This window comes from Pseudomonas sp. FBF18, assembly GCF_024261405.1.
Classification (GTDB): Bacteria; Pseudomonadota; Gammaproteobacteria; order Pseudomonadales; family Pseudomonadaceae; genus Aquipseudomonas; species Aquipseudomonas palmensis.
Genome location: NZ_QKRS01000007.1, coordinates 147,065 through 169,527, shown reverse-complemented (window position 1 = coordinate 169,527; position 22,463 = coordinate 147,065). Strand labels below are relative to the sequence as shown.

Here is a 22,463-nt window from a genome sequence, read left to right as displayed (position 1 = left end):
GGGGTCACGTGTCGGCTTGCAGGCTGTACAGCGTACAGTGGTGAAAGGCCTTGGCGATATAGCGGGTGACCGTCACCTCGGAAACCCCCAGCTCCTCGCCGATCAGCCTGTAGGTCATGCCATCGAGCTGCGACAGCAGAAAGGCCCGGCGTATCCGTGGGCCGAGCCCCGCCAGCATGGCATCCAGCTCGCACAGGGTCTGCAGCAGGATCAGCCGCTCCTGCTCGGATATCTCCACCGCTTCGGGCTGCTCGGCCAGTGCCTGCAACCAGGCCCGCTCGAGACGGGCACGGCGAAAGTAGTCGATCATCAAACGCCGCGCGATGGTGGCCAGGTAGCCGCGTGGTTCGCGTACCGCGCCTAGCCGGTCGCTGGCGTCCGGGGCGCTGAGCACCCGCACGAACACGTCCTGCATCAGGTCGGCCGCCAGGTGCCGACAGGCCACCCGCGGACGCAGCCAGCCCTGCAACCAGCGGTGGTGGTCCTGATAGATACGGCTGACCTGTTCGCGCAACGCGGGATCGGGAGTGGACATGGGCGACCGGGGGTACGAATGAGAATTCCTATCATTCTATGCCTAGCCGACGCTCAGAAGCAAAGCATCGCGGGCCTGCACGACCTACACGGCGGGCGATACCTGTGCCGATGCCGAACTCGGCAGCCCGAACACCCGATCGAAAAGCCAGTTGTAGAGGAACGTGTAGCACGGGATCAGGATGATGAACGCCAGGTCCACCACGAAGGCCTCCCACAGCGAAATCCCCAGCCACCAGGCAATCAGCGGGATCAGGTACACCACCAGGGTCAGCTGGAACCCGATCGCGTGCGCCACGCGCCGGGCCACGCTGCGCCCCCGTGTGGCCTGGCGGCTCTCCCAGTACTCGAACAGGGTGTTGTAGATGAAATTCCACACCATCGCGATGGTGGTGATCATCACGGCCAGCGGCCCGGTGTTGCTGGGCGCGGTGCCGGACAGCAGCGCCAGCCCGAGTGTCGACAGGCACAGCCCGATACCTTCATAGGCCGTTACATACACCAGCTTGCGTTTCAGACCTTGCACCTTTTCACCCCTCGGCAAATCAAATTCGGCCGGCAGGATGCGTCAATTTTCTTGACAGAAAAAGTCAGCAGCTATCAGATCTACTGAAAGGAGAGGCTGATGAATTTTTCCAGCGACACTATCGAACTGTTTCTTGCAGTGCTCGACCGCGGCTCGTTCTCGGCTGCCGCCCGGGCATTGGGGCGGGTACCCTCGGCAGTCAGCATGGCCATCGCCAACCTGGAGGCGGAGCTAGGCTTTGCCCTGTTCGAGCGTACCCACCGTGAAACCCGCCCCACCCCGCTGGCCCTGGCGCTGGAGCCCCATGCCCGGCTGATCGCCGACCAGCTGACGCAGCTTCAGGTGCACGCCATCGAGCTTTCCCAGGGCCTGGAAAGCACCCTGGCCATCGGCGTGGTGCCCGACATCGATCACCAGCCGCTGCTCCAGGCCATCGGCCAGATCAGCCAGCGCCACCCGCTGCTGCAGGTGGAGGTGCTCAGCGCCCCGCAGGAAGATGCGCTGCACCTGTTGCACGAGGGTCGCGTGCAACTGTGCCTGGCGTTTGCCGGGCTGACGGTCGACCCGCGCCAGCGCTTCGAACAGGTCGGCATGGAGTCGCTGACCGCCACCCTCTCGCCCCATCACCCCGCGCTGGGCGAGCAGGTGCGCTACCTCGAAGACCTGGTCAACGTGCGCCAGATCGTGGTGGCCAGCCGCGATTTGCCGATGCTCGACCCCCGCGTGCTGATCGGTGCCTCGCACTGGCGCACCGACAGCCTGAGCATGGCCATCGAGATGGTCGAGGCCGGGCTTGGCTGGGGCGACTTCCCGCTGTCGCGCATTGCCCCGCTGCTCAAGGCCGGGCGACTGGTGCAACTGGATTTTCGCAACACCCGCAATGAACTGCGCCTGCCGGTGCATGCCTTCTGGCTCAAGCAGCAGCCGCTGCAACGCGCTGCCCAGGAGCTGGTGAGGTTGCTGAGACAGACCGCAGCCCTGGCCGACTGACCCCGCGTCAAAATGGTACGTAAATATTTCGTGGTTTCAGCCGATACCTGAAAGGTCAGTCGCGTGCAATTCACGATGGCGGTGCTCACAAGGCTCCGACCCGTGACGCCGTCACTTCCCCTATCTGGCTAAAGGTCTCGAAACATGAACCTGAAATTTCGCCACAAGATCCTGCTCAGCGCCGGCGCAGTCGTCGTGCTGGCCTTTGCACTGTTCACCCTCTACAACGATTACCTGCAACGCAACACCATCCGCCAGAACATCGAATCGTCGGTCAACCAGGCCGGCGCGCTGACAGCCAGCAGTGTGCAGAACTGGATAAGCGGGCGCATCCTGGTGCTGGAAAACCTGGCCCAGAACATCGCCCACCAGGGCGCCAATGCCGACTTCCCCGGGCTGGTCGACCAGCCCGCCTTCACATCGAACTTCCAGTTCACCTATGTGGGCCAGACCAACGGCGTGTTCACCCAGCGCCCGGACGCGAAAATGCCCGACGGCTACGACCCGCGCCAACGTCCCTGGTACACAGCTGCTGTCGCCGCCGGCAAACCCATGCTCACCCCACCCTACCTGGCGGCTGTCGGCGGGCTGGTGGTGACCATTGCGATGCCGGTCAAGAGCAACGGCGAACTGGTCGGCGTGGTGGGCGGCGACCTGAGCCTGGCCACCCTGGTGGACATCATCAATGCCGTGGACTTCGGCGGTATCGGCCACGCCTTCCTGGTCGACCGCGACGGGCAGATGATCGTCAGCCCGGACAGCGACCAGGCCATGAAGAACCTCAAGGACATCTACCCCGGCAGCAACCTGCAGGTCGCCGCCGGCCTGCACGACGTGACCCTCAACGGCGAACAGCGGATCATCTCGTTCGCCCCGGTCAGCGGCCTGCCGTCGGCCGACTGGTATATCGGCCTGTCCATCGACAAGGCAAAGGCCTACGCCCCGCTGAGCCAGTTCCGCACCTCGGCCATCATCGCCATGCTGATCGCCGTGGCCGCCATCGCCGGCCTGCTGAGCCTGCTGATTCCGGTGCTGATGCGCCCCCTCACCACCATGGGCCGCGCCATGCAGGACATCGCCCAGGGCGAAGGCGACCTGACCCGGCGCCTGACCGTGGAAAACAAGGATGAATTCGGCGAACTGGCCGGTGCCTTCAACCAGTTCGTGGAGCGCATCCATGCATCCATTTCCGAAGTGGCCTCGGCCACCCGCCAGGTGCACGACCTGTCGGAACGCGTGATGAGCGCCTCCAACGCCTCGATCATCGGCTCCGAGGAACAGAGCCTGCGCACCAACAGCGTGGCCGCTGCAATCAACGAACTGGGCGCCGCCACCCAGGAAATCGCGCGCAACGCCGCCGATGCCTCGCAACATGCCAGCGGTGCCAGCGACCAGGCCAACGATGGTCGCCAGGTGATGCAGGAGACCATCAGCGCGATGACGGCGCTGTCGCAGAAGATCAGCGAGTCGTGCGAGCAGATCGAAACCCTCAACGCCAGCACCGATGACATCGGCCAGATCCTCGACGTGATCAAGGGCATCTCGCAGCAGACCAACCTGCTGGCACTCAACGCCGCCATCGAGGCAGCACGGGCCGGTGAAGCCGGTCGCGGCTTTGCCGTGGTGGCCGACGAAGTGCGCAACCTGGCGCACCGTACCCAGGAATCGGCCGAAGAGATCCACAAGATGATCACCACCCTGCAGGTGGGGTCGCGCGAGGCAGTGCACAACATGAACGCCAGCCAGGTGTCCAGCGAGCAGAGCGTGCAGGTCGCCAACCAGGCCGGCGAACGCCTGACCAGCGTGACCCTGCGCATTGGCGAGATCGACGGCATGAACCAGTCGGTAGCAGCCGCCACCGAGGAACAGACCGCCGTGGTCGAGAGCCTGAACCTGGACATCACCCAGATCAACGTGCTCAACCAGCAGGGTGTGGCCAACCTCAACGACACCCTCAAGCACTGCGATGACCTGGCGCGTCAGGCCGGGCGCCTCAAGCAACTGGTAGACAGCTTCAAGATCTGACCCCCGCCCTCGCCCATCGGCCGCCCAGGCGGTCGATGGCACCCTCGCCTGCTGCGTTACGGTTATAAACTAATAACGAACAAGTCTATTTGGCTATAAAAAAACCTTTATGCTGGCGCCATCCGATCACGGGCTCGCTGGGTGTTTAGGTATTTATGGATGTAGGTTCTTTTGGTTTCACCATCGCAGGCCTGGTTGTTGGGTTCATTGTCGGCATGACCGGCGTTGGCGGTGGTTCGTTGATGACCCCGATCCTGCTCTGGTTCGGCATCAACCCGGCCACTGCAGTGGGCACCGACCTGTTGTATGCGGCCATCACCAAGGCCAGTGGCGTCTGGGTGCACAGCAAGCAAAAGAACATCGACTGGAAGATCACCGGGCTGCTGGCCATGGGCAGCGTGCCAGCGGCGGCCTTGACCCTGTGGTTTCTGAGCACCCTGCATACCGACACCCAGACGCTCAACGGCGTGATCAAGCAGGGCCTGGCGGTGGTGCTGATCCTCACGGCGCTGGCCATCCTGTTCAAGTCGCGGTTGCAGGCGTTTGCCAGCAAGCACGCCGGTGACCGCTACCACCTCAGCGAACGCAGCCTCAACGCCCTGACCGTGGTCACTGGCGTGGTGCTGGGCGTGATGGTGTCACTGACCTCGATTGGCGCGGGCGCCCTGGGCACTGTCGCGCTGTTTCTGCTGTACCCGTACCTGGTCACCCGGCGCCTGGTGGGCACCGAGATCGCCCACGCGGTACCTCTGACCCTGGTCGCCGGCCTGGGCCATGCGAGCATGGGCAACATGGACTGGTCGTTGCTGGGCTACCTGCTGCTGGGCTCGTTGCCGGGGATCTACCTGGGCAGCCACCTGACCGGGCGCATTTCCGACAACGTACTGCGCCCTTGCCTGGCGGGGATGCTGTTGCTGATCGGGTACAAGCTCGCGTTCTGAGCGCATCTTTCCGACAACGCGTCGACGCCATTCGCCGGCAAGGCCGGCTCCTACCGTGATCATGTAGGAGCCGGCCTTGCCGGCGAAGCTTTTTGCGGAACCACATATAGTATTTATACCATACATCACAGGTAGTACTTCCATAACAACCCGACATTGTTATATAAGATGCCCGGAGCCATCTGCGCTGCCGCCACCGACAAGGGGGCAGCTGACATCAAGAGCTAACAATCAGCCAACGGGTGCCACACATGTCGAATTCTCACCAGGGCCTCGCCCCTGCCTGTACGAGCCTGCTCAACCTCGGCTCACCCCCGCGCACGTTACCTCGCCCCGCGACCTGATCGCGGCGCGCCGGCGCCTGCCCCACAGCATTTACCGTCTGGCTGCGAGCCCTGCCCGCCGCCCTGACGCCCCACACCCGCAACAAAGTCGATGGCCCGCCCCAGGCAATAAAAACAACAAAGGAGCCCCACCCATGACGCACGCCCCAACCGATCACGCGCAGAGTTGCGACCGCATCCGCGCCAACCCCAAATTCCAGCAACTGGTGCGCACCCGATCGCGCCTGGCCTGGTCACTCAGCGCCGCAGTGCTGGGTGCCTACTACCTGTTCATGCTGGTGGTGGCGTTCTACCCGCAGGTGCTGCACACACCGCTGGGGGACGGTCGCCAACTGACCCTCGGCATTCCCGTGGCCTCGGCACTGATCGTGCTGTCGTGGCTGCTGACCGGCTGGTACGTGCGCAGCGCCAATACCCGCTTCGACAGCCTCAGCGCACAGGTACTGGAGGAGTCGAAATGAACCGCACCGCACTGCTAGTGCTGAGCAGCCTGCTGCTGACCCCGGCGGCTTTCGCGGCGCCGCTGGTGGCCGACAGACAACCGGTCAACCTGCACGCCATCGCGATGTTCTTCGTGTTCGTGCTGGGCACCCTGGCGATCACCTGGTGGGCCGCGCGCCAGACCCGCTCCACCTCCGACTTCTACACCGCCGGCGGCGGCATCAGCGGCTTCCAGAACGGCCTGGCGATTGCCGGCGACTACATGTCGGCGGCCACCCTGCTGGGCTTGTCGAGCCTGGTGTTCGCCAAGGGCTACGACGGCTTCATCTACACCGTGGCGTTCTTCGTCGGCTGGCCGATCATCACCTTCCTGATGGCCGAGCGCCTGCGCAACCTGGGGCGCTACACCTTTGCCGACATCGTGTCGTACCGCCTGGACCAGACCCGCATCCGCACCTTCGCCGCCTTCGGCTCGCTGACCGTGGTGTGCTGCTACCTGGTGGTGCAGATGGTGGGTGCCGGGCAACTGATCAAGCTGCTGTTCGGCCTGGACTACAGCACCGCAGTGATGGTGGTGGGCGCCCTGATGCTGGTGTACGTGATCTTCGGCGGCATGATCGCCACCACCTGGGTGCAGATCATCAAGGCCGTGCTGTTGCTGGCCGGTGGCACCACCCTGGCGCTGCTGGCCATGGCCGAGTTCGGTTTCAGCCTGGAAACCCTGGCCAGCCGCGCAGTGAACGTGCACAGCACAGGCTGGAGCATCATGGGCCCCGGCTCGATGCTGGCCGACCCGATCAACGCCGCGTCGCTGTCGCTGGGGCTGGTGTTCGGCATCGCCGGGCTGCCGCATATCCTGATGCGCTTTTTCACCGTGCCCAACGCCAAGGAAGCACGCAAGTCGGTGTTCTACGCCACCGGCTTCATCGGTTTCTTCTTTCTGGTGGTGATGGTGCTGGGCTACGCGGCTATCGTCATCGTCGGCACCGACCCGCAGTTCTACGTGGACGGCGACCTCAAGGGCGCGCTGATCGGTGGCGGCAACATGGTCGCCATGCACCTTGCAAAGGCGGTGGGCGGCAACCTGTTCCTGGGCTTCCTGTCGGCGGTGGCCTTCGCCACCATTCTCGCGGTGGTGTCGGGCCTGGCACTGGCCGGTGCGTCGGCCATCTCCCATGACCTCTACGCCACCGTGTGGAAAAAGGGCACCGCCAGCGAAAAGGACGAGATGCGCGTGACCCGTATCGCCACCGTCGGCCTGGGCATCATCGCGATCCTGCTGGGCATCCTGTTCGAGAAGCAGAACGTGGCCTTCCTGGTGGGCCTGACCTTCGGTATCGCGGCCTCCACCAACTTCCCGGTGCTGATCATGGCCATGTACTGGAAAGGCCTGACCACCCGCGGCGCGCTGGCCGGCGGCTTTGCCGGGCTGATCACCGCGCTGGGGCTGGTGATCCTGTCGCCGGCGGTGTGGGTGTCGGTGCTGGGCAACGCCCAGGCGATCTACCCCTATGACCATCCGGCACTGTTTTCCATGCCGCTGGCGTTCCTGGTCACGGTGATTGTGTCCAGGCTCGACCGCAGCGCCCGCGCAGCCCGCGAACGTGCCGCCTTCGACGACCAGTTCGTGCGCGCACAGACTGGCCTGGGCGCCGCCACCGCCGTCAGCCACTGAACCACTGCAACCCCTGTCACGGGCCGCTACGGCGGCCCGTGCGGGCATCGCTGCACCTCATAAAAACAAAAAAGAGGATTTACCATGCACCGCACTTTCCCACCGTTCAGCCTTGGCCTGCTGGCCACGGCAACACTCGCCGGCGTTTGCAGCACGGCCAACGCGGCCTTTGTCGATGACAGCAAGGCCAGCGTGGAACTGCGCAACTTCTACTTCAACCGCGACTTTCGCCAGCACGAGGCCCCGCAGTCCAAGGCCGAGGAATGGGCCCAGGGCTTTGTGCTGCGCTACGAGTCCGGCTTTACCGAGGGCACCCTGGGCGTTGGGGTGGACGCCATCGGCCTGCTCGGGCTCAAGCTCGATTCCAGCCCCGAACGCAGTGGTAGCGGCCTGCTGCAGCGTGACCGCGAGGCACCGCGCCGTGCCCAGGGCGAGTACAGCGAGCTGGGCCTGACCGCCAAGGTGCGCGCCAGTCACAGCGTGTTGAAGGTCGGCACCCTGATACCCAGGCTGCCGGTACTGATGCCCAACGACTCGCGCCTGTTGCCGCAGACCTTTTCCGGCGGGCAGCTGAACGTGCAGGAGCTGGAGAACCTGAACCTCGACATCGGCCGGCTGCGCCAGGTCAACCAGCGCGACTCCACCGACTACGAGGACATGGGCGTGACCACGGGCGCGGCAAAAAACATCGTGGCCCGGCGCAGCGACAGCGATCGCTTCGACTTCGCCAGCCTTAGCTACAAGTGGACCGACAGCCTGACTACCAGCTACAGCTACGGTGCGCTCGACAACCTCTACCGCCAGCACTTCGTGGGCCTGAACCACACCTGGGCGCTGGGCGAGGGGCAGTCACTCAAAAGCGATATCCGGTTCGCCCGCTCCAGCGACGACGGCGCCAGCAACGTCGACAACAAGGCGCTGGGGGCGATGTTCACCTATGGCATACAGGGCCACGCCTTCGGTGTGGGCTACCAGCGCATGCGCGGCGACACCGGCTTTGCCTACCTCAACGGCGCCGATGCCTACCTGGTGAACTTCGTGCAGATCGGCGACTTCGCCAACAAGGACGAAACCTCGTGGCAGGCCCGCTACGACTTCAATTTCGCCAGCGTGGGCCTGCCGGGGCTGACCTTCATGACCCGCTACCTGCGCGGCGACGGCATCGACCTGGGTGCGGGGCGGCCCGATGGCAAGGAGTGGGAACGCGACACCGATATCGGCTACGTGGTGCAAAGCGGCCCGCTGAAAAACGTCGGCGTGAAGTGGCGCAACGCCACGGTACGCTCCACGCATTTCGGCAACGACCTGGACGAGAACCGGCTGATCCTGTCGTACACCGTTGCACTCTGGTAATTGAACATTGGCCATTCGCCGATAAGACTCAGGCGTTGCTCGTGGTCCAGAGGGCAACGTCTGACGTCATCAAGCGATGAACAACTGGAAGTCGCGCTTGAAAAAGTCCCACCTTGGGACCAGAATGGGGCCTTATGAGAATCATTGCCATCAGTCACCTGAAAGCATTTTCCGAGAAGCATCCTGCATCCAAGCAACCCTTGCTCTCATGGATTGACGAAGCCAGGCAGGCAAGATGGTCCACGCCTGCGGATATCAAGGCGCAGTTCGGCAATGCCAGCATCCTCAAAAGTCGCAGAGTGGTGTTCAATATCAAAGGCAATGACTATCGGATCGTGGCTGCCGTGGCCTATCGCTTCGAAGCCATCTACATCAAGTTTGTCGGTACTCACGAACAATACGATGGCATTGACGCCGACACCGTTGAGATGGAGTGATCCTGTGAACATTCACCCAATTCATACCGAGCAGGACTACAAGGCCGCGTTGGACGCAGTGTCCGAGCTGTTCGACAACGAGCCGGAACCCGGCACGCCCGAAGGTGATTACTTCGATGTCATGGTCACGCTGATAGAGGCGTATGAGACCAAGCAGTTTCCGCTCGACCTGCCCGACCCCATCGAGGCTATTCGCTTCAGAATGGAGCAGTCCGGCCTGAGCGCCGCCGACCTGGTACCGGCAATCGGCCGGAAGAACCGGGTCTACGAAGTACTCAATGGAACGAGAGCGCTGACGCTGCCGATGATATGGCGGTTGCACGAAATGTTCGGAATTCCGGCGCAAAGCCTGATAAAACCTCGACAAGTACAGGGCGTCGACACTACACGTTGACTGCTTGCGCAGCGCTATCGAGCCAGGGAGGCCCGGCATGTTGCACGTTCTGTTCCACCGTTTTCCACTTGCCCTGGCCCTGAGCGCCCTGCTCGTCGCCTGCGTGCCCTACCCGCGAGAGCGCCCGGCCTATGCCGACCTGTGCGAGTCGCGCCAGGTGTTCGAGGTGCCGACCGCGCACGGGGTCAAGACCTTCTACCTGTACACCTACCTCTACGACCATGCGCTGATGTGGAGAGATCGACCCTACACGCAGGGTTACTTCAGCGTGCCCCATGGCTCGCCACAGCGCGAGTTCTACGTGCAGGTGATCGGCTTCAACAAGAATCGCCAGCAGCCTCTCAAGCCAGGGTCGGGCGAAGCGCCTATCCCCATGCTGTACGACAGCCGCAAGGCCTACCTGACCTTCGAGAATGGCCAGCGTCTGGCGGCCCGCCCGGACCTTTACCTGGGCGCGCTGAACAACGACTTCCCGCTTTCGGGCAAGGACTACGTGCGCCCCTCGCCGTTCGACATCAACAGTGACGAGGTGCACCGGCGCATTCCCAAGCTCACCAACAACAGCCGCTATGGCTCGGTCTACGTCGCGTTCAACACCCCGGACTTCAACGCCGACGCCAAGTGGACGATCAACCTGGGCACGTTGGAAATCGACGGGCAGTCGGTTACTGTGGCGCCACTGCAACTGTGCCACCACCCGAAAAAATCCTGGATCGGCGTCGAGCCGTTGATGCGGCCCTGAGCCCCGGTCCACTTCACGCCCACATTCAGCGAGGTTGCATGCAGATCGAGCTTCTGGAGGTTCGCGATCACCTCCACCGTTTCGCCCCTTTCGACGCCCTGCCCGAAGAAACCCTCAACGGCATTGCGCCACGAATCCAGGTGAGCTATTTCAAGGCCGGTAGCACCATCCTGGAAGCAGGCGCCAGCATCCAGGACCTGCACTACGTGCGCAGCGGTGCGGTGGAGATCTACCGGCGCAACGGCGAGCTCTACAACCGCCTGGGCGAAGGCGACATCTTCGGCCAGGCCGGGTTGCTGCGCAGCAACAAGGTGCGCTTTCCGGCCAAGGCGCTGGAAGACAGCCTGATCTACTTCATTCCGGCAGACCTGTTTGCCGAACTGTGCGAGCAGCACGACAGCTTTGCCGAGTTCGTCGAGGCCGAAGGACATTCGCGTCTCAAGTCCGCTGTCGAAGGCCAGGGCCGCGCCAGCGAGCTGATCCAGCTCAAGGCACGCACCCTGCTCTCGCGCAGCCTGGTGTGGGTGAGCCAGGACACTTCGATTCTGGACGCGGCGCGCCTGATGGCCGCCGAAAGCGTGTCGTGCGTGGCAGTGGTCGAACCGGTACCGGATGCCCCCGACAAACTGCTGGGGCTGGTCACCGACCGGGACCTGCGCACCCGCGTGCTGGCCGCCGACCTCAGCAGCAGCCTGCCCATCAGCACGGTGATGTCGAGCGATCCGGTGGTGATCCAGGCCAACGACTCGGTGTTCGAAGCCATGCTGTGCATGCTGCGGCGCAACATCCACCACCTGCCGGTGGTGCACAAGGGCCGCACGCTGGGGCTGATCAACCTGTCGGACATCATCCGCCACGAGTCCCAGAGCAGCCTGCATCTGGTCAACAGCATCTCCAACCAGAACAGCGTGGCCGGCCTGCGCTCGCTGCTGCGCGACCTGCGCGGCACCTATGTGCGCATGGTGCGCGATGGCGCCACCGCGCACATGATCGGCAGCGCGATTTCCGGCATCGGGCGCGCCTTCACCCAGCGCCTGCTGGAACTGGCCGAACGCGACCTGGGCCCGCCGCCGGTGCCGTACTGCTTCATGGCGCTGGGCTCGATGGCGCGGGACGAACAGTTGCTGGTCACCGACCAGGACAACGCCCTGGTGCTGGACGACAGCTTCGACCCGGTGCAGCACGACGCCTACTTCCTCAAACTCGCCACCTTCGTCAGCGACGGCCTGGCCGCGTGCGGCTACAGCTACTGCAAGGGCGGGATCATGGCCACCAACGACCAGTGGCGCCAACCGCTGCGGGTATGGAAGGGCTACTTCACCCAGTGGATCGACAAACCCAACGCGGCCACCCTGCTCAACAGCAGCATCTTCTTCGACCTCGACGGGGTGTATGGCCAGCTGGAACTGGTGGAAACCCTCAAGACCCTGTGCGCGCAGAAGTCCAGCGCCAGCCCCGCCTTTCTTACCGCCATGGCGCGCAATGCACTGAACCGTACGCCGCCGTTGGGGTTCTTCCGCACCTTCGTGATGGAAACCGACGGCCGCCAGAAACAGATCATCAATCTCAAGGGCCGCGGCACCGCACCGCTCACCGACCTGATTCGCGTTCATGCCCTGGCCTGCGCCAGTACCGCGCAGAACTCGGTCGAGCGCCTGGAAGCCATCAGCGCCACCAAGCTGATGCAGCCGGCGGCCATCGAGCACCTGCGCTATGCGCTGGAGTTCCTGTCGATGGTACGCATTCGGCACCAGGTGGACGCCCTCGAAAACGGCCAGCAGCCGGACAACTACATCGAGCCCGAGCGCTTCTCCAGCAGCGAGCGACACAACCTCAAGGAAGCGTTCCAGGTGCTGAGCCATGCGCAGAAGTTCCTGCGCTTTCGCTACCCTGGCATCGTGCGGCACTCGCGATGAAGCCGCGTGGTATCGACCGTATCGACTGGACAACGCGCTTTCAGGCATTGGCAGCCCAGGCGCGCAACCCGCTGCTGAAGAACTTCTACGCCGCCGGTGTGGTGCCGGCTGGCACTCCCCTGGAGCAGGTGCCGTTGCTGGCGCTGGATGTGGAAACCACCGGGCTGGATGCGCAGAAGGATGCCATTGTCAGCATTGGCCTGATGCCCTTCACCCTGCAGCGCATCCGCTGCGCCGAGGCGCGTTACTGGGTGGTTAAACCGCGCACCGAACTGAGCGACGAGTCGGTGACCTTCCACCACATCACCCACAGCGACATCCGCCATGCGCCCACCCTGCCCCATGTGCTCAACGCGTTGCTGGGAGCCATGGCCGGGCATGTGATGGTGGTGCATTACCGCAACCTGGAACGTGGGTTTCTCGACAATGCGGTGCGACGGCACCTGGGTGAGGGGCTGGAGTTTCCGGTGATCGACACCATGCAGCTGGAAGCGCTGCTGCACCGTGGCAAACGCAGTTGGCGGGACCGCCTGCTGCGCCGGCCGCCAGCCTCGATACGCCTGGCCGACAGCCGCGCGCGCTATCACCTGCCGCCCTATCACGCGCACCATGCCCTGACCGATGCGTTGGCCACGGCCGAGCTGTTGCAGGCCCAGGTGGCACATCGGTTCGAAGCGGGAATGGAAATCGGGCGGCTGTGGGATTGAACGCCAGCAAACTGTCTTTGTGCAGGAGCCCTTTGTGCAGGAGCCAGCCTTGCTGGCGATGCCCGGCTACGCCGGGCCAGGGGCGCCATGCACGCCATCGCCGGCAAGGCCGGCTGCTACGCCCCCGCAATAAAGTTGCTGCGCCGGGCGGGCTTTAACCGCGCGGCTCCGACATCAGTCCCTTGACCAGCGACACACAGCCGAGCAGCAACACGATGGCGAACGGCAGGCCGGTCGACACCGCCATCGCCTGCAGCGCAATCAAGCCGCCACCGAGCAACAGCGCAATCGCGATCACGCCCTGCATCACCGCCCAGAACACCCGCTGCGGCACCGGTGCATCCACCTTGCCACCGGCGGTGATGGTATCGATCACCAGCGAGCCGGAGTCGGACGAGGTGATGAAGAACACCGCCACCAGCACGATGCCGATGAACGAGGTGATCTCCTTGAGCGGCAGGCCGCTGAGCATCGCGAACAGCTTGAGCTCCAGCACCGCATCGGTCACGCCGGCAAAGTGCTGGTTCACGGTCTGATCGATGGCGGTGCCGCCGAAAGTGGTCATCCACAGTACCGATACCAGCGAGGGCACCAGCAACACGGCGATGAGAAACTCGCGCACCGTGCGGCCACGGCTGACACGGGCGATGAACATGCCCACGAACGGCGACCAGCTGATCCACCACGCCCAGTAGAAGGCAGTCCAGCCCTGGGTGAACTCGGCATCCTCGCGCCCTACCGGGTTGGACAACGCCGGCAGGTACTCGATGTACGCCGTAAGGTTTCTGAAGAAGCCGGTGAAGATCGCCAGGGTCGGCCCGACCACGATGATGAACACCAGCAGCAGCAACGCCAGGCCCATGTTCACCTGGGACAGCATCTTCACGCCCTTGTCCATGCCGGCCAGCACCGAGCCCAGTGCGATGATGCTGATGCCGATGATCAGCAGCACCTTGCTGACATTGGTCGAGGGGATCGCGAACAGGTATTCGAGCCCGGCTGCCGCCTGCTCGGCACCGATCCCGAGGGAAGTGGCCAGGCCGAACAGCGTGGCGAACACCGCCAGGATATCGATCACATGCCCCGGCCAGCCCCACACGCGCTCACCCAGCAACGGGTAGAACACCGAGCGGATCGACAGCGGCAAGCCCTTGTTGTAGGTGAACAGCGCCAGCGACAACGCAACGATCGCGTAGATCGCCCACGGGTGCAGGCCCCAGTGGTAGATGGTGGCCGCCATCGCCATGTCGGCCGCCACCTTGGCATCACCGCCTGCACCGCCCAGCGGCGCCCAGTCGGTACGCACGCCGTTGGCGTCGAGGGTGACCCCGCCCATGGCGGCCGAGAAATGCGACATCGGTTCGGCCACGCCATAGAACATCAGGCCGATACCCATGCCGGCGGCGAACAGCATCGAGAACCAGCCCACATAGGAATGGTCCGGCACCGCTTCGCGCCCGCCCAGGCGCACCTTGCCCAACGGCGAGACGATCAGACCCAGGCACAGCAGTACGAAGATGTTCGCGGTGCTCATGAAGAACCACGCCAGGTTGGCGGTCAACCAGCTGCGCATGGCGCTGAACACCGGCTCGACTTCGTTCTGCAAGGCCAGGGTGAGGATGACGAACAGGAAGATGGTGGCGGCAGAGATGAGGAACACCTTGCCGTGGATATCCAGCGAGAAGGAAAACTCGCCCTTGAAATTGTCCTGGCCGACGACGTAGTCGGTATCGATCAGGTTTACTTCACCGCTGGGAGCTGGAATGCCGTCGACGGTCGGCGGCTGAGAATGCCCGGGTGTGTCGTTGGAGGGGGTTCTTCCCACGAAATAGCTCCTTGAATTGCTGGCACGCTTCGACGTGCAGTGATCTGATAGCCCCGCTGTTCCTATGGCAAAACGAGAAATGTGAAGGCCACAGGGTAGCAGGCCTGAGGTCGGACCGCCGCACCCGTCATCGGTTCAAGGCTTTTTGCCATTATTTGCATTCACCTTGCCGGCCCTTTATTGCACGACTCAAGCGAGCCCCCATGTCCCGATACGCCATCGCCGTCACCGCCGCCGACCACAAGCCAGGGATCGTCAAGCTGCTGCGCCAGTGGTCTGCCGACAGCATCGGCGAGCTGATGCGCAAGGTGGGCACGCAAACGCCGGTCGTGCTGTTCGATACCACGGACTTCGCCCTGGAGGTGCCCAGCGAGCAAGGCACGGTGACGCAGCAGCAAACGCTGCTGGCAATCATCGATGCGCTGGAGCAGGCCGGCGCCAGCCTGCGCATCACCCACCATGCGGGCACGCTGGTGGAGCCGGTGACGCGTGAGATGCTGGAGAACCTGTTCGAAAGCGAGCTGCTCTACCTGGGCCAGGAGCACGACTGAGCGTTGCTACGCCCCGCCGTGCCCGTAACGCTTGCGGTACTCGGCAGGTGTCACCCCCACGTGCTTGAAGAACGCTCGGCGCAAGGTGTCGGCGTTGGCGAAGCCGCATTTGGCGGCGACCTGCTTGGGCGCATCACCACCGGCCTCCAGCAGGGCGCGTGCAGCGGCCACCCGCGCCGACTCCACCCAGGCTGCGGGCGTGACGCCCACCTCGGCATGAAACAGCCGGGCAAAATGCCGGGGGCTGAGGCCGGCATGTTCGGCCAATGCCTCGACTGTCAGCGCCAGCTGCGGGTTGGCGGCCACCCAGCGCTGCACTTGCTGCAACACCGAACGCCCGGCTGGCTGCGCCTCGCCCTTGCGGCTGAACTGCAACTGCCCGCCCGGGCGCTTGAAGAACATCACCAGTTGCGCCGCTACCCGCAGCGCGATTTCACGGCCCAGGTCTTCCTCCACCAGCATCAGCGCCAGGTCCAGCCCGGCAGTGACCCCGGCGGCTGTGCGCAGCTTGCCGTCGCGCACATACAGCGCGTCCTCTTCCACGCTCAGGCTCGGGTAACGCTGTGCCAGGGCCTGTGCCGCGGCCCAGTGCGTGGTCACCCGCCGCCCATCCAGCAACCCGCTGGCCGCCAGCGCGAAGGCGCCGGTGCACACCGAGCCGAAGCGGCGCGACTGGCCCGCGCAGTCGCGGATCCAGGCCAGCAGCGTGTTGTTCAGTTGCATCCGCGCCGCATCCGGCGCCCCGGCCACCAGCAAGGTGTCGAAGCACTGCCCGGGCTCACCTGCCACCAGGTCGGGCAACAGCCGCGCACCGGACGAGCTGTGAATGGGCCCTGGCTCGCACGCCACCACCTGCAACGTGTAGACCTGCCGACCCGCCTCGACATTGGCCTGGGCGAACACATCCAGTGGGCCCGACACATCGAGCAGTTGAACACCGGGCAGCGCGAGTACGGCAATGGTTCTGGTCATGGCGAAGGGGCGAACCTGAAGGCGTCGTGATTTCACGTGAAATGGCAGTATATGGCGTATCACGCCATTTGAGGACAGCAGTGTCGAGGCTGACAATGTAGGCGAACCGCAACCCGGAGCCTGCCCCATGACACTCGACATCCACGGCATCAAGATCCCCGACAGCCAGCTCGCCCGCGAAATCACCGAGGTGGTACGCGATACGGCCTCGCCCCTGCTGTTCCACCATTCCAGCCGCGTGTTCTACTTCGCCGCCCTGGCGGGCCAGAAGCGCGGCCTGAAGTTCGACGCCGAGCTGCTGTACTGCGGCTGCATGTTCCACGACATGGGCCTGACCCATCAGCACAGCAGCGCCTGCGAGCGTTTCGAAGTGGATGGCGCCAATGCCGCACGCGACTTCCTGTGCGGCCACGGCATCGCCCAGCAGGACATCGATACGGTATGGACCGCCATCGCTCTGCACACCACCCCAGGCATACCCGAGCACATGCACCCGGTGGTGGCGCTGGTGACGGCAGGGGTCGAGATGGACGTGCTGGGGCTGACCCACGGCCAGTACGGCGCTGCCGAGCGCGAAGCCATCGTCAGCGCCCACCCGCGGGGCGAGCATTTCAAGGAAGACATCATCCAGGCCTTCTACGACGGCATCCGCCACAAGCCGCAGACCACCTTCGGCAACGTCAAGGCGGATGTGCTGGCCGACAAGGACCCCGCCTTCAAGCCCGGGAATTTCTGCGCGGTGATTCGCGGCTCGAAGTGGGCGAGCTAGGCACCTGCTCTACAGCGTCACCAGCATGCAGGCCACGGTGATGGCCATGACCCCGGTGGCAATCCACCCAAGCCAGCGCAACCGCGGCCTGATCACGTGCTCGCCCATCGTTTGCGGCCGCGATGCCAGCAGCATCATGATCACCATGATGGGCACGGCGATCACGCCGTTGAGCACTGCCGACCAGAACAGCTCCTTCACAGGGTCGGTGGGCGTGAAGCACAGGATCACCCCGCCGACGGTCGCGGTGGCGATCAAGGTGTAGAACGCACGCCCTTCGCCCTTGTCCAACCGCGCGCTGAGGCTGCCCGACCACCCCGCCGCTTCGGCCACGGCATAGGCGGCCGACCCCGCCAGCACCGGCACCGCCAGCAGCCCGGTGCCGATGATGCCCAGGCTGAAGATCAGAAAGGCAAAGTCCCCCGCGAGCGGGCGCAGCGCCTCGGCCGCCTGGGCCGAGGTCTGGATATCCGTGATACCGGCGGCACGCAGGGTTGCCGCCGTGCTCAGGATGATGAAGAACGCGATCAGATTGGAAAACGTCATGCCCACCACCGTATCGACCCGGATGCGCAGCAGGTGCCGGCGCACCTCGCGCCTTGCCGGCACCTGCTGGCCCGTGGTGGCATCCTCCATTTCCTGCGCGGCCTGCCAGAAGAACAGGTAGGGGCTGATGGTGGTACCCAGTACCGCCACCACCATCAGCAGGGTGTCATGGTTGAATGCGATATCGGGGAACACGATACCCCGCGCTACCGCGCTCCAGTCCACGTGCACCATGAACGCCACCGCCACGTACGACAGCAGCGCCAGGGTCAGCCATTTGAGCCAGCTGACGTAGGCGCGGTACGGCATGAACACCTGCAGCACCAGGCACAGCAGGCCGAACGTGACGGCATAGATATGCGCCGACCCGCCCACCAGCAAGCGAAGGGCCTCGGCCATGGCTGCGATGTCGGCCGCTAGGTTCAGCGTATTGGCCACCAGCAGCATGCTCACCACGGCCCACAGCACGCTGGCGGGAAAGCTCTGCTTTATATTGGCGGCCAGGCCGCGACGGGTGATGTAGCCGATGCGTGCACTCACCAGTTGAATCGCGATCATCAGGGGCAGGGTCAGCACCACGGTCCACAGCATGGAGAAGCCAAACTGTGCGCCGGCTTGCGAATAGGTGGCGATACCGCTCGGATCGTCGTCGGCAGCGCCGGTGATCAACCCGGGCCCAAGCCGTCGCAGGCTGCGGCGCAATCCGATTTTCCTGGCAGGCTTCATGACCGCGCCTCGATTCACCTGCGGGGGTGGGCCGAACATTGCGCAGGGGACAGCAACAGACTAGCCCGCCCACGGCCATTTGGGCGCCGGCATGACGGGCTTGCAGGCGAAGCTTGCAGACTCTTGGTAAACTGGCGCACTTGTGTTTTTGGGGCTGGCCGGTGTGACGCAGTGTCAGCGCAGAACGTCCATCGCCCGAAACACCCGTGGACCCCGCTGGCTTATCGGATTGTCTCAGCGATCACTACTTCAAGAGCCACGCCGGATGCCCTCCACCTTCGTCATCCCTTGGGTGGTGACCGGAGTGTTCGCAGTAGGACGATTCGTACTTCTCTTGTGCGCCACAACAGTCCATTACTGTGTTCATAATCTCCCCGAAATTTGATACGATTTCTGGTTAATCCAAGGTAGGACCATTAATGAAAAAGCTACTATTTGCATCGGTTTTAGTTTTGAGCGGCTGCGAAGACACCGCACCGAAAGGCATAATTTCGGGTGATGTAATATTTGGTATTGATTCTTCCATGCCAATGCCAGTGGAAAACGCAAGGCTTAATTACCCGGAAGACGCAGTGGAAGCACGTGATGGGACTATCTATGTTTCGGATACGCACTTGCACGTGATCAGAAAAATCAAAGACGGCGTAGTGGAAAACTTCGCAGGCACTTTTGAGTCAGGATTCAATGGTGATGGACCCAGAGAATCTGTCATGCTCAACCTTCCTACGGCATTGCTTATCTCCGACGATCAGAAGCATCTGAATTTCGCAGACAGTGGCAACAATCTAATTAGAAGAATAAACATAGAAAGCGGTGAAGTCTCGACAATTGCCGGAATTCGTGGCGGAGAGGAGCTGCCTAACGTTGGCACAGCAGCCACCGCCTCTCCAATCGGGTACACAGCCTCTCTAAAATATGACGAAAATGGAAATTTATGTTTTCCCTCAACGCGCATGGTAAAAGGAATTTCTGTTGAGGGTGGCATTTTCTGCATCGACAAATCTCAGACAATAATATCCAACACCACGACAGCTACTCAAAAATTCGAAAAAGCAAAAGACATCCTGATAGGAGAGAATGAATCCTATGTTACGGAACTCAACAAACTCTACAAATTCAAGCAAGATAAAGAGACAGAAGTTCTTACAATGCAAAGTGGTTACGGAAAGGGACTTGCGAAACTTGGCAACACTCTTTTCGTAGGAAACCATACATTGCTTTACGCGGTAGACGAGAACTTTAACTCAAAAATTGCAGCATCTGGGTTTGCTAACATTTCAAATGTCAAACCCTACCATGGCGGCTTACTGATTACCGACTCCGACCAAGGTGTTATTTACTCGTTCGATGGTGTAAACAAAACCCAGCTCACTGGTACGAGCTCTAATGCGATAGGTGCTCTTACCAGTGTTGCACAGTATGGTGAAGGGAAGCTTTTAATACTCGACAATCAGCGACCAAGAATTTTTATACTTGATATAGCTACGGGCGAGTCGTCCGTTTGGGCTGGTACTGGAGAGCAGGGCTGGGCATCGATTAACGTAGATAAACTAAATACGAAATTTTACTACCCTACTACACTGGCAGTAGACAAGAACCTCAATGTGTTTGTATCAGAGCAACATCGAATCATGAAGATTGATGCAAACGGGCAGGTAAGCAGATTCGCTGGCCATGACTCCTACGGCGATGTTGACGATGACAACCCTGAAAATGCTCGCTTCAAATCTATTGCTGGAATGTCATTCGGTGCAGATGGGACCCTCTACGTAACGGATACGTATAACCACAAGGTTCGAAAGATAAGCCCTACCGGAAAAGTTACTACGTTGATAGGAACTGGAAGTGCAGGCGTTCCTGTCATAGGGGGAGCGGCAAATACTTCAAAGCTGAATCACCCTCTCGGTGCTATTGCGCTGAAGAACGGTGATGTGTTGATCGCGGACGGTTGGAATAACTCCGTACTGAGAGTCGATACAAATGGAATAGTACATAGCTTTGCCGGGAAACAAAAATATTCAATTTATCAAGGCATGGGGTCTTACGCTGGCGACAATGGCTTGGCTGTGGATGCCGAGCTTAATACGCCAACCAAGCTTGCCGCAGATGAACATGGAAACGTGTTTATCACAGACCAGTTCAATCACAAAATCAGGATGGTCACTGGCACTGGAAAAATCTTGACAATTGCTGGCGAAGCACAAGGCTTTGCACCTCACGGAAAAAGGCTGAACTTCCCTAATGGCCTTCAAGTCATTGATGGATATCTCTACGTGGCAGATAGCGGAAACCGGGTGACACTGAAGTACAAAATAGGTAAGTAGCAAGCGACAGAAATAATGGCAAGATATAATAATCTTGCCATTTTTAAAGCCCAAACATATCTATCAGTGCTTATCTGAGCGTTTGTGCGATGGGTAGTTATTGCATATACCCAACCGATTGAACTACTGGGCGCGGTGTAGAAGCGTTTGTATTGCCTTTGGGCGGTCTTGACAGCTTGCGTCAAGGGCCAAATCCTCAGCCACCAGTCCTACACCGCCCGCCTGTAAGTGCAGGCTTGATCTCGTCCTCACCTTGATAGGGTTGAGAGTAGCCCGCTTGGTATTGCCCAACGCAGCTTCTCGTGGTTCAGGTGCCGCTCGCTCGTATCCTTGATTGTTACACCCGCCCAACTAGCCTTCTCAATACCTCCTGCCTCATACAGTTTCGCCTCGCGCTTACTGATCCAGGCTTGGGTCGTTGCATCCGGTCGAGGGTTTGGGTTTCCTGATAGACTGTCTCACCCTTTTTTACGGTCCGGATCTGCACGATTTTCGCTGTCGATCCGTCCTTGCGCTTGCGCTGCGTGATGGTTCCCGGGGTTTTGCTACATGACTGCTTGGGGTTGCTACGTTGTAACAACAAGCAAAGCAAAACCAGCAAGAACCTGAATAATTCGGCATCAATTAGAGATACAGAAATGCAACAGATTCAAGCGGAAAACCCAACAACCCCAGGCAATACGGTCGTCAGGAGGTTTTCTGTAGCACCCATGATGGACTGGACCGACCGCCACTGCCGCTTCTTCCTGCGCCTGCTGTCGCGCAATGCCTTGCTCTACACCGAAATGGTCACCACCGGCGCCCTGCTGCATGGCGACGCCGAGCGTTTTCTGCGCCATGACGAAGCCGAGTACCCGCTGGCCCTGCAACTGGGTGGCAGCGTGCCGGCGGACTTGGCCGCCTGCGCCGTACTCGCGCAAAACGCCGGCTACAACGAAGTGAACCTCAACGTCGGCTGCCCCAGCGACCGCGTGCAGAACAACATGATCGGCGCCTGCCTGATGGGCCATCCGGGGTTGGTGGGCGATTGTGTCAAGGCCATGCTCGACGCAGTGCAGATCCCGGTCACGGTCAAGCACCGCATCGGCATCAACGGCCGCGACAGCTACGCCGAGCTCTGCGACTTCGTCGGCCAGGTACGCGACGCAGGCTGCCGCAGCTTCACCGTACACGCGCGCATCGCCATCCTCGAGGGCCTCTCGCCCAAGGAGAACCGCGAGATCCCGCCACTGCGCTATGACGTCGCCGCGCAGCTCAAGGCCGACTTCCCGGACCTGGAGTTCATTCTCAATGGCGGCATCAAGACCCTCGCCGAATGCCAGCAGCACCTGCAGACCTTCGACGGCGTGATGCTCGGCCGCGAGGCGTACCACAACCCTTATGTACTGGCCGAAGTCGACCAGCAGCTGTTCGGCAGCGACGCCCCGGTGATCAGCCGCAGCGAAGCGCTGGCCAGGCTGCGCCCGTACATCGCCCAGCACCTGCAGAACGGCGGCGCCATGCACCATGTCACCCGGCATATCCTCGGCCTGGGCCAGGGCTTCCCCGGCGCTCGCAAGTTCCGCCAACTACTGTCGGTGGACATCCACAAGAGCACCGACCCCCTGGGCCTGCTCGACCAGGCGGGGCTGCTGCTGGAAGGACGCTAGGAACCTGCGCGCAGCTGGACACTCCAATCGTTACCCTCCCCGATAGCCTGCCGCACAGCCCTTGAGCGGCCGGCAG

General features: G+C 62.1%; 20 protein-coding genes. 15 read left to right on the top strand and 5 right to left on the bottom strand.

Annotated features, from left to right (window positions below; genetic code table 11):
- Positions 1-4: 4 nt before the first annotated feature.
- Both DN387_RS13435 and DN387_RS13430 read right to left on the bottom strand, forming a co-directional pair.
- Positions 5-535, bottom strand: coding sequence for a sigma-70 family RNA polymerase sigma factor (locus tag DN387_RS13435; RefSeq protein ID WP_054915299.1), 531 nt, complete (start codon positions 533-535; stop codon positions 5-7).
- A gap of 84 nt (positions 536-619) precedes the next feature.
- The gene (locus DN387_RS13430) at positions 620-1,060 is read right to left on the bottom strand and encodes a PACE efflux transporter (protein ID WP_043864659.1); all 441 of its coding nucleotides are present in this window, start codon (positions 1,058-1,060) and stop codon (positions 620-622) included.
- Positions 1,061-1,159: 99 nt separating this feature from the next.
- On the opposite strand from DN387_RS13430, the gene DN387_RS13425 reads away from it, so the two are divergent.
- From DN387_RS13425 to DN387_RS13375, 11 genes are all read left to right on the top strand, one after another.
- Positions 1,160-2,050: a LysR family transcriptional regulator gene (locus tag DN387_RS13425; protein ID WP_043864522.1), complete on the top strand. Its 891-nt coding sequence runs from the start codon at positions 1,160-1,162 to the stop codon at positions 2,048-2,050.
- Between the two features lie 144 nt (positions 2,051-2,194).
- On the top strand, positions 2,195-4,075 hold the full coding sequence (locus DN387_RS13420) for a methyl-accepting chemotaxis protein (RefSeq protein WP_054915300.1): 1,881 nt from the start codon (positions 2,195-2,197) through the stop codon (positions 4,073-4,075).
- A gap of 155 nt (positions 4,076-4,230) precedes the next feature.
- The gene (locus DN387_RS13415) at positions 4,231-5,016 is read left to right on the top strand and encodes a sulfite exporter TauE/SafE family protein (protein ID WP_043864524.1); all 786 of its coding nucleotides are present in this window, start codon (positions 4,231-4,233) and stop codon (positions 5,014-5,016) included.
- 478 nt (positions 5,017-5,494) lie between these two features.
- On the top strand, positions 5,495-5,821 hold the full coding sequence (locus DN387_RS13410; protein ID WP_043864525.1) for a DUF485 domain-containing protein: 327 nt from the start codon (positions 5,495-5,497) through the stop codon (positions 5,819-5,821).
- The gene (locus DN387_RS13405; RefSeq protein WP_054915301.1) at positions 5,818-7,476 is read left to right on the top strand and encodes a cation acetate symporter; all 1,659 of its coding nucleotides are present in this window, start codon (positions 5,818-5,820) and stop codon (positions 7,474-7,476) included. Before DN387_RS13410 ends, DN387_RS13405 begins: the two co-directional genes overlap by 4 nt.
- An 84-nt stretch (positions 7,477-7,560) precedes the next feature.
- Entirely contained in the window at positions 7,561-8,829 is a 1,269-nt protein-coding gene (locus DN387_RS13400) for an OprD family porin (RefSeq protein ID WP_054915302.1), read from the top strand.
- Positions 8,830-8,963: 134 nt separating this feature from the next.
- On the top strand, positions 8,964-9,266 hold the full coding sequence (locus tag DN387_RS13395) for a type II toxin-antitoxin system HigB family toxin (RefSeq protein ID WP_054915303.1): 303 nt from the start codon (positions 8,964-8,966) through the stop codon (positions 9,264-9,266).
- 4 nt (positions 9,267-9,270) lie between these two features.
- The gene (locus DN387_RS13390; RefSeq protein WP_054915304.1) at positions 9,271-9,660 is read left to right on the top strand and encodes a type II toxin-antitoxin system HigA family antitoxin; all 390 of its coding nucleotides are present in this window, start codon (positions 9,271-9,273) and stop codon (positions 9,658-9,660) included.
- Positions 9,661-9,697: 37 nt separating this feature from the next.
- Complete coding sequence (locus DN387_RS13385) at positions 9,698-10,402, top strand: hypothetical protein (protein WP_043864530.1); 705 nt, start codon at positions 9,698-9,700, stop codon at positions 10,400-10,402.
- 38 nt (positions 10,403-10,440) lie between these two features.
- Positions 10,441-12,318, top strand: a complete 1,878-nt coding sequence (locus DN387_RS13380; RefSeq protein ID WP_043864531.1) for a DUF294 nucleotidyltransferase-like domain-containing protein — start codon at positions 10,441-10,443, stop codon at positions 12,316-12,318.
- Positions 12,315-13,025 (top strand): 3'-5' exonuclease, encoded by a 711-nt coding sequence (locus DN387_RS13375; protein WP_054915305.1) that lies wholly within the window; start codon positions 12,315-12,317, stop codon positions 13,023-13,025. The genes DN387_RS13380 and DN387_RS13375 overlap by 4 nt, the downstream gene beginning before the upstream one ends.
- Positions 13,026-13,179: 154 nt before the next feature.
- Here the strand turns inward: DN387_RS13375 and DN387_RS13370 are convergent, their stop codons facing one another.
- Positions 13,180-14,850 carry a BCCT family transporter gene (locus tag DN387_RS13370; protein WP_054915306.1) on the bottom strand — a complete coding sequence of 557 codons (1,671 nt, stop codon included), beginning with the start codon at positions 14,848-14,850 and terminating at the stop codon, positions 13,180-13,182.
- Between the two features lie 203 nt (positions 14,851-15,053).
- Between DN387_RS13370 and DN387_RS13365 the strand changes: the two genes are divergently transcribed.
- Positions 15,054-15,401, top strand: coding sequence for a hypothetical protein (locus tag DN387_RS13365; protein WP_054915307.1), 348 nt, complete (start codon positions 15,054-15,056; stop codon positions 15,399-15,401).
- Positions 15,402-15,407: 6 nt separating this feature from the next.
- Here the strand turns inward: DN387_RS13365 and DN387_RS13360 are convergent, their stop codons facing one another.
- Complete coding sequence (locus DN387_RS13360; protein ID WP_054915308.1) at positions 15,408-16,373, bottom strand: GlxA family transcriptional regulator; 966 nt, start codon at positions 16,371-16,373, stop codon at positions 15,408-15,410.
- Between the two features lie 127 nt (positions 16,374-16,500).
- Between DN387_RS13360 and DN387_RS13355 the strand changes: the two genes are divergently transcribed.
- Positions 16,501-17,142, top strand: a complete 642-nt coding sequence (locus tag DN387_RS13355) for an HD domain-containing protein (RefSeq protein WP_043864536.1) — start codon at positions 16,501-16,503, stop codon at positions 17,140-17,142.
- Between the two features lie 9 nt (positions 17,143-17,151).
- Here DN387_RS13355 and DN387_RS13350 read toward each other — a convergent pair whose 3' ends face one another.
- The gene (locus DN387_RS13350) at positions 17,152-18,390 is read right to left on the bottom strand and encodes an NRAMP family divalent metal transporter (RefSeq protein WP_236171555.1); all 1,239 of its coding nucleotides are present in this window, start codon (positions 18,388-18,390) and stop codon (positions 17,152-17,154) included.
- Positions 18,391-18,833: 443 nt separating this feature from the next.
- On the opposite strand from DN387_RS13350, the gene DN387_RS13345 reads away from it, so the two are divergent.
- A complete protein-coding gene (locus DN387_RS13345) occupies positions 18,834-20,738 on the top strand; it encodes a hypothetical protein (RefSeq protein WP_156326221.1) in 1,905 nt (634 codons plus the stop codon).
- 638 nt (positions 20,739-21,376) lie between these two features.
- Entirely contained in the window at positions 21,377-22,387 is a 1,011-nt protein-coding gene (gene dusA, locus DN387_RS13340; protein WP_054915310.1) for a tRNA dihydrouridine(20/20a) synthase DusA, read from the top strand.
- The last annotated feature ends 76 nt before the right edge of the window (positions 22,388-22,463 follow it).

Coding starts and splice junctions, on each gene's coding strand:
- DN387_RS13435 (WP_054915299.1), bottom strand. CDS start 535: ATGTCCACTCCCGATCCCGCGTTGCGCGAACAGGTCAGCCGTATCTAT.
- DN387_RS13425 (WP_043864522.1), top strand. CDS start 1,160: ATGAATTTTTCCAGCGACACTATCGAACTGTTTCTTGCAGTGCTCGAC.
- DN387_RS13420 (WP_054915300.1), top strand. CDS start 2,195: ATGAACCTGAAATTTCGCCACAAGATCCTGCTCAGCGCCGGCGCAGTC.
- DN387_RS13415 (WP_043864524.1), top strand. CDS start 4,231: ATGGATGTAGGTTCTTTTGGTTTCACCATCGCAGGCCTGGTTGTTGGG.
- DN387_RS13410 (WP_043864525.1), top strand. CDS start 5,495: ATGACGCACGCCCCAACCGATCACGCGCAGAGTTGCGACCGCATCCGC.
- DN387_RS13405 (WP_054915301.1), top strand. CDS start 5,818: ATGAACCGCACCGCACTGCTAGTGCTGAGCAGCCTGCTGCTGACCCCG.
- DN387_RS13400 (WP_054915302.1), top strand. CDS start 7,561: ATGCACCGCACTTTCCCACCGTTCAGCCTTGGCCTGCTGGCCACGGCA.
- DN387_RS13395 (WP_054915303.1), top strand. CDS start 8,964: ATGAGAATCATTGCCATCAGTCACCTGAAAGCATTTTCCGAGAAGCAT.
- DN387_RS13385 (WP_043864530.1), top strand. CDS start 9,698: ATGTTGCACGTTCTGTTCCACCGTTTTCCACTTGCCCTGGCCCTGAGC.
- DN387_RS13380 (WP_043864531.1), top strand. CDS start 10,441: ATGCAGATCGAGCTTCTGGAGGTTCGCGATCACCTCCACCGTTTCGCC.
- DN387_RS13375 (WP_054915305.1), top strand. CDS start 12,315: ATGAAGCCGCGTGGTATCGACCGTATCGACTGGACAACGCGCTTTCAG.
- DN387_RS13365 (WP_054915307.1), top strand. CDS start 15,054: ATGTCCCGATACGCCATCGCCGTCACCGCCGCCGACCACAAGCCAGGG.
- DN387_RS13360 (WP_054915308.1), bottom strand. CDS start 16,373: ATGACCAGAACCATTGCCGTACTCGCGCTGCCCGGTGTTCAACTGCTC.
- DN387_RS13355 (WP_043864536.1), top strand. CDS start 16,501: ATGACACTCGACATCCACGGCATCAAGATCCCCGACAGCCAGCTCGCC.
- DN387_RS13345 (WP_156326221.1), top strand. CDS start 18,834: ATGAAAAAGCTACTATTTGCATCGGTTTTAGTTTTGAGCGGCTGCGAA.
- dusA (WP_054915310.1), top strand. CDS start 21,377: ATGCAACAGATTCAAGCGGAAAACCCAACAACCCCAGGCAATACGGTC.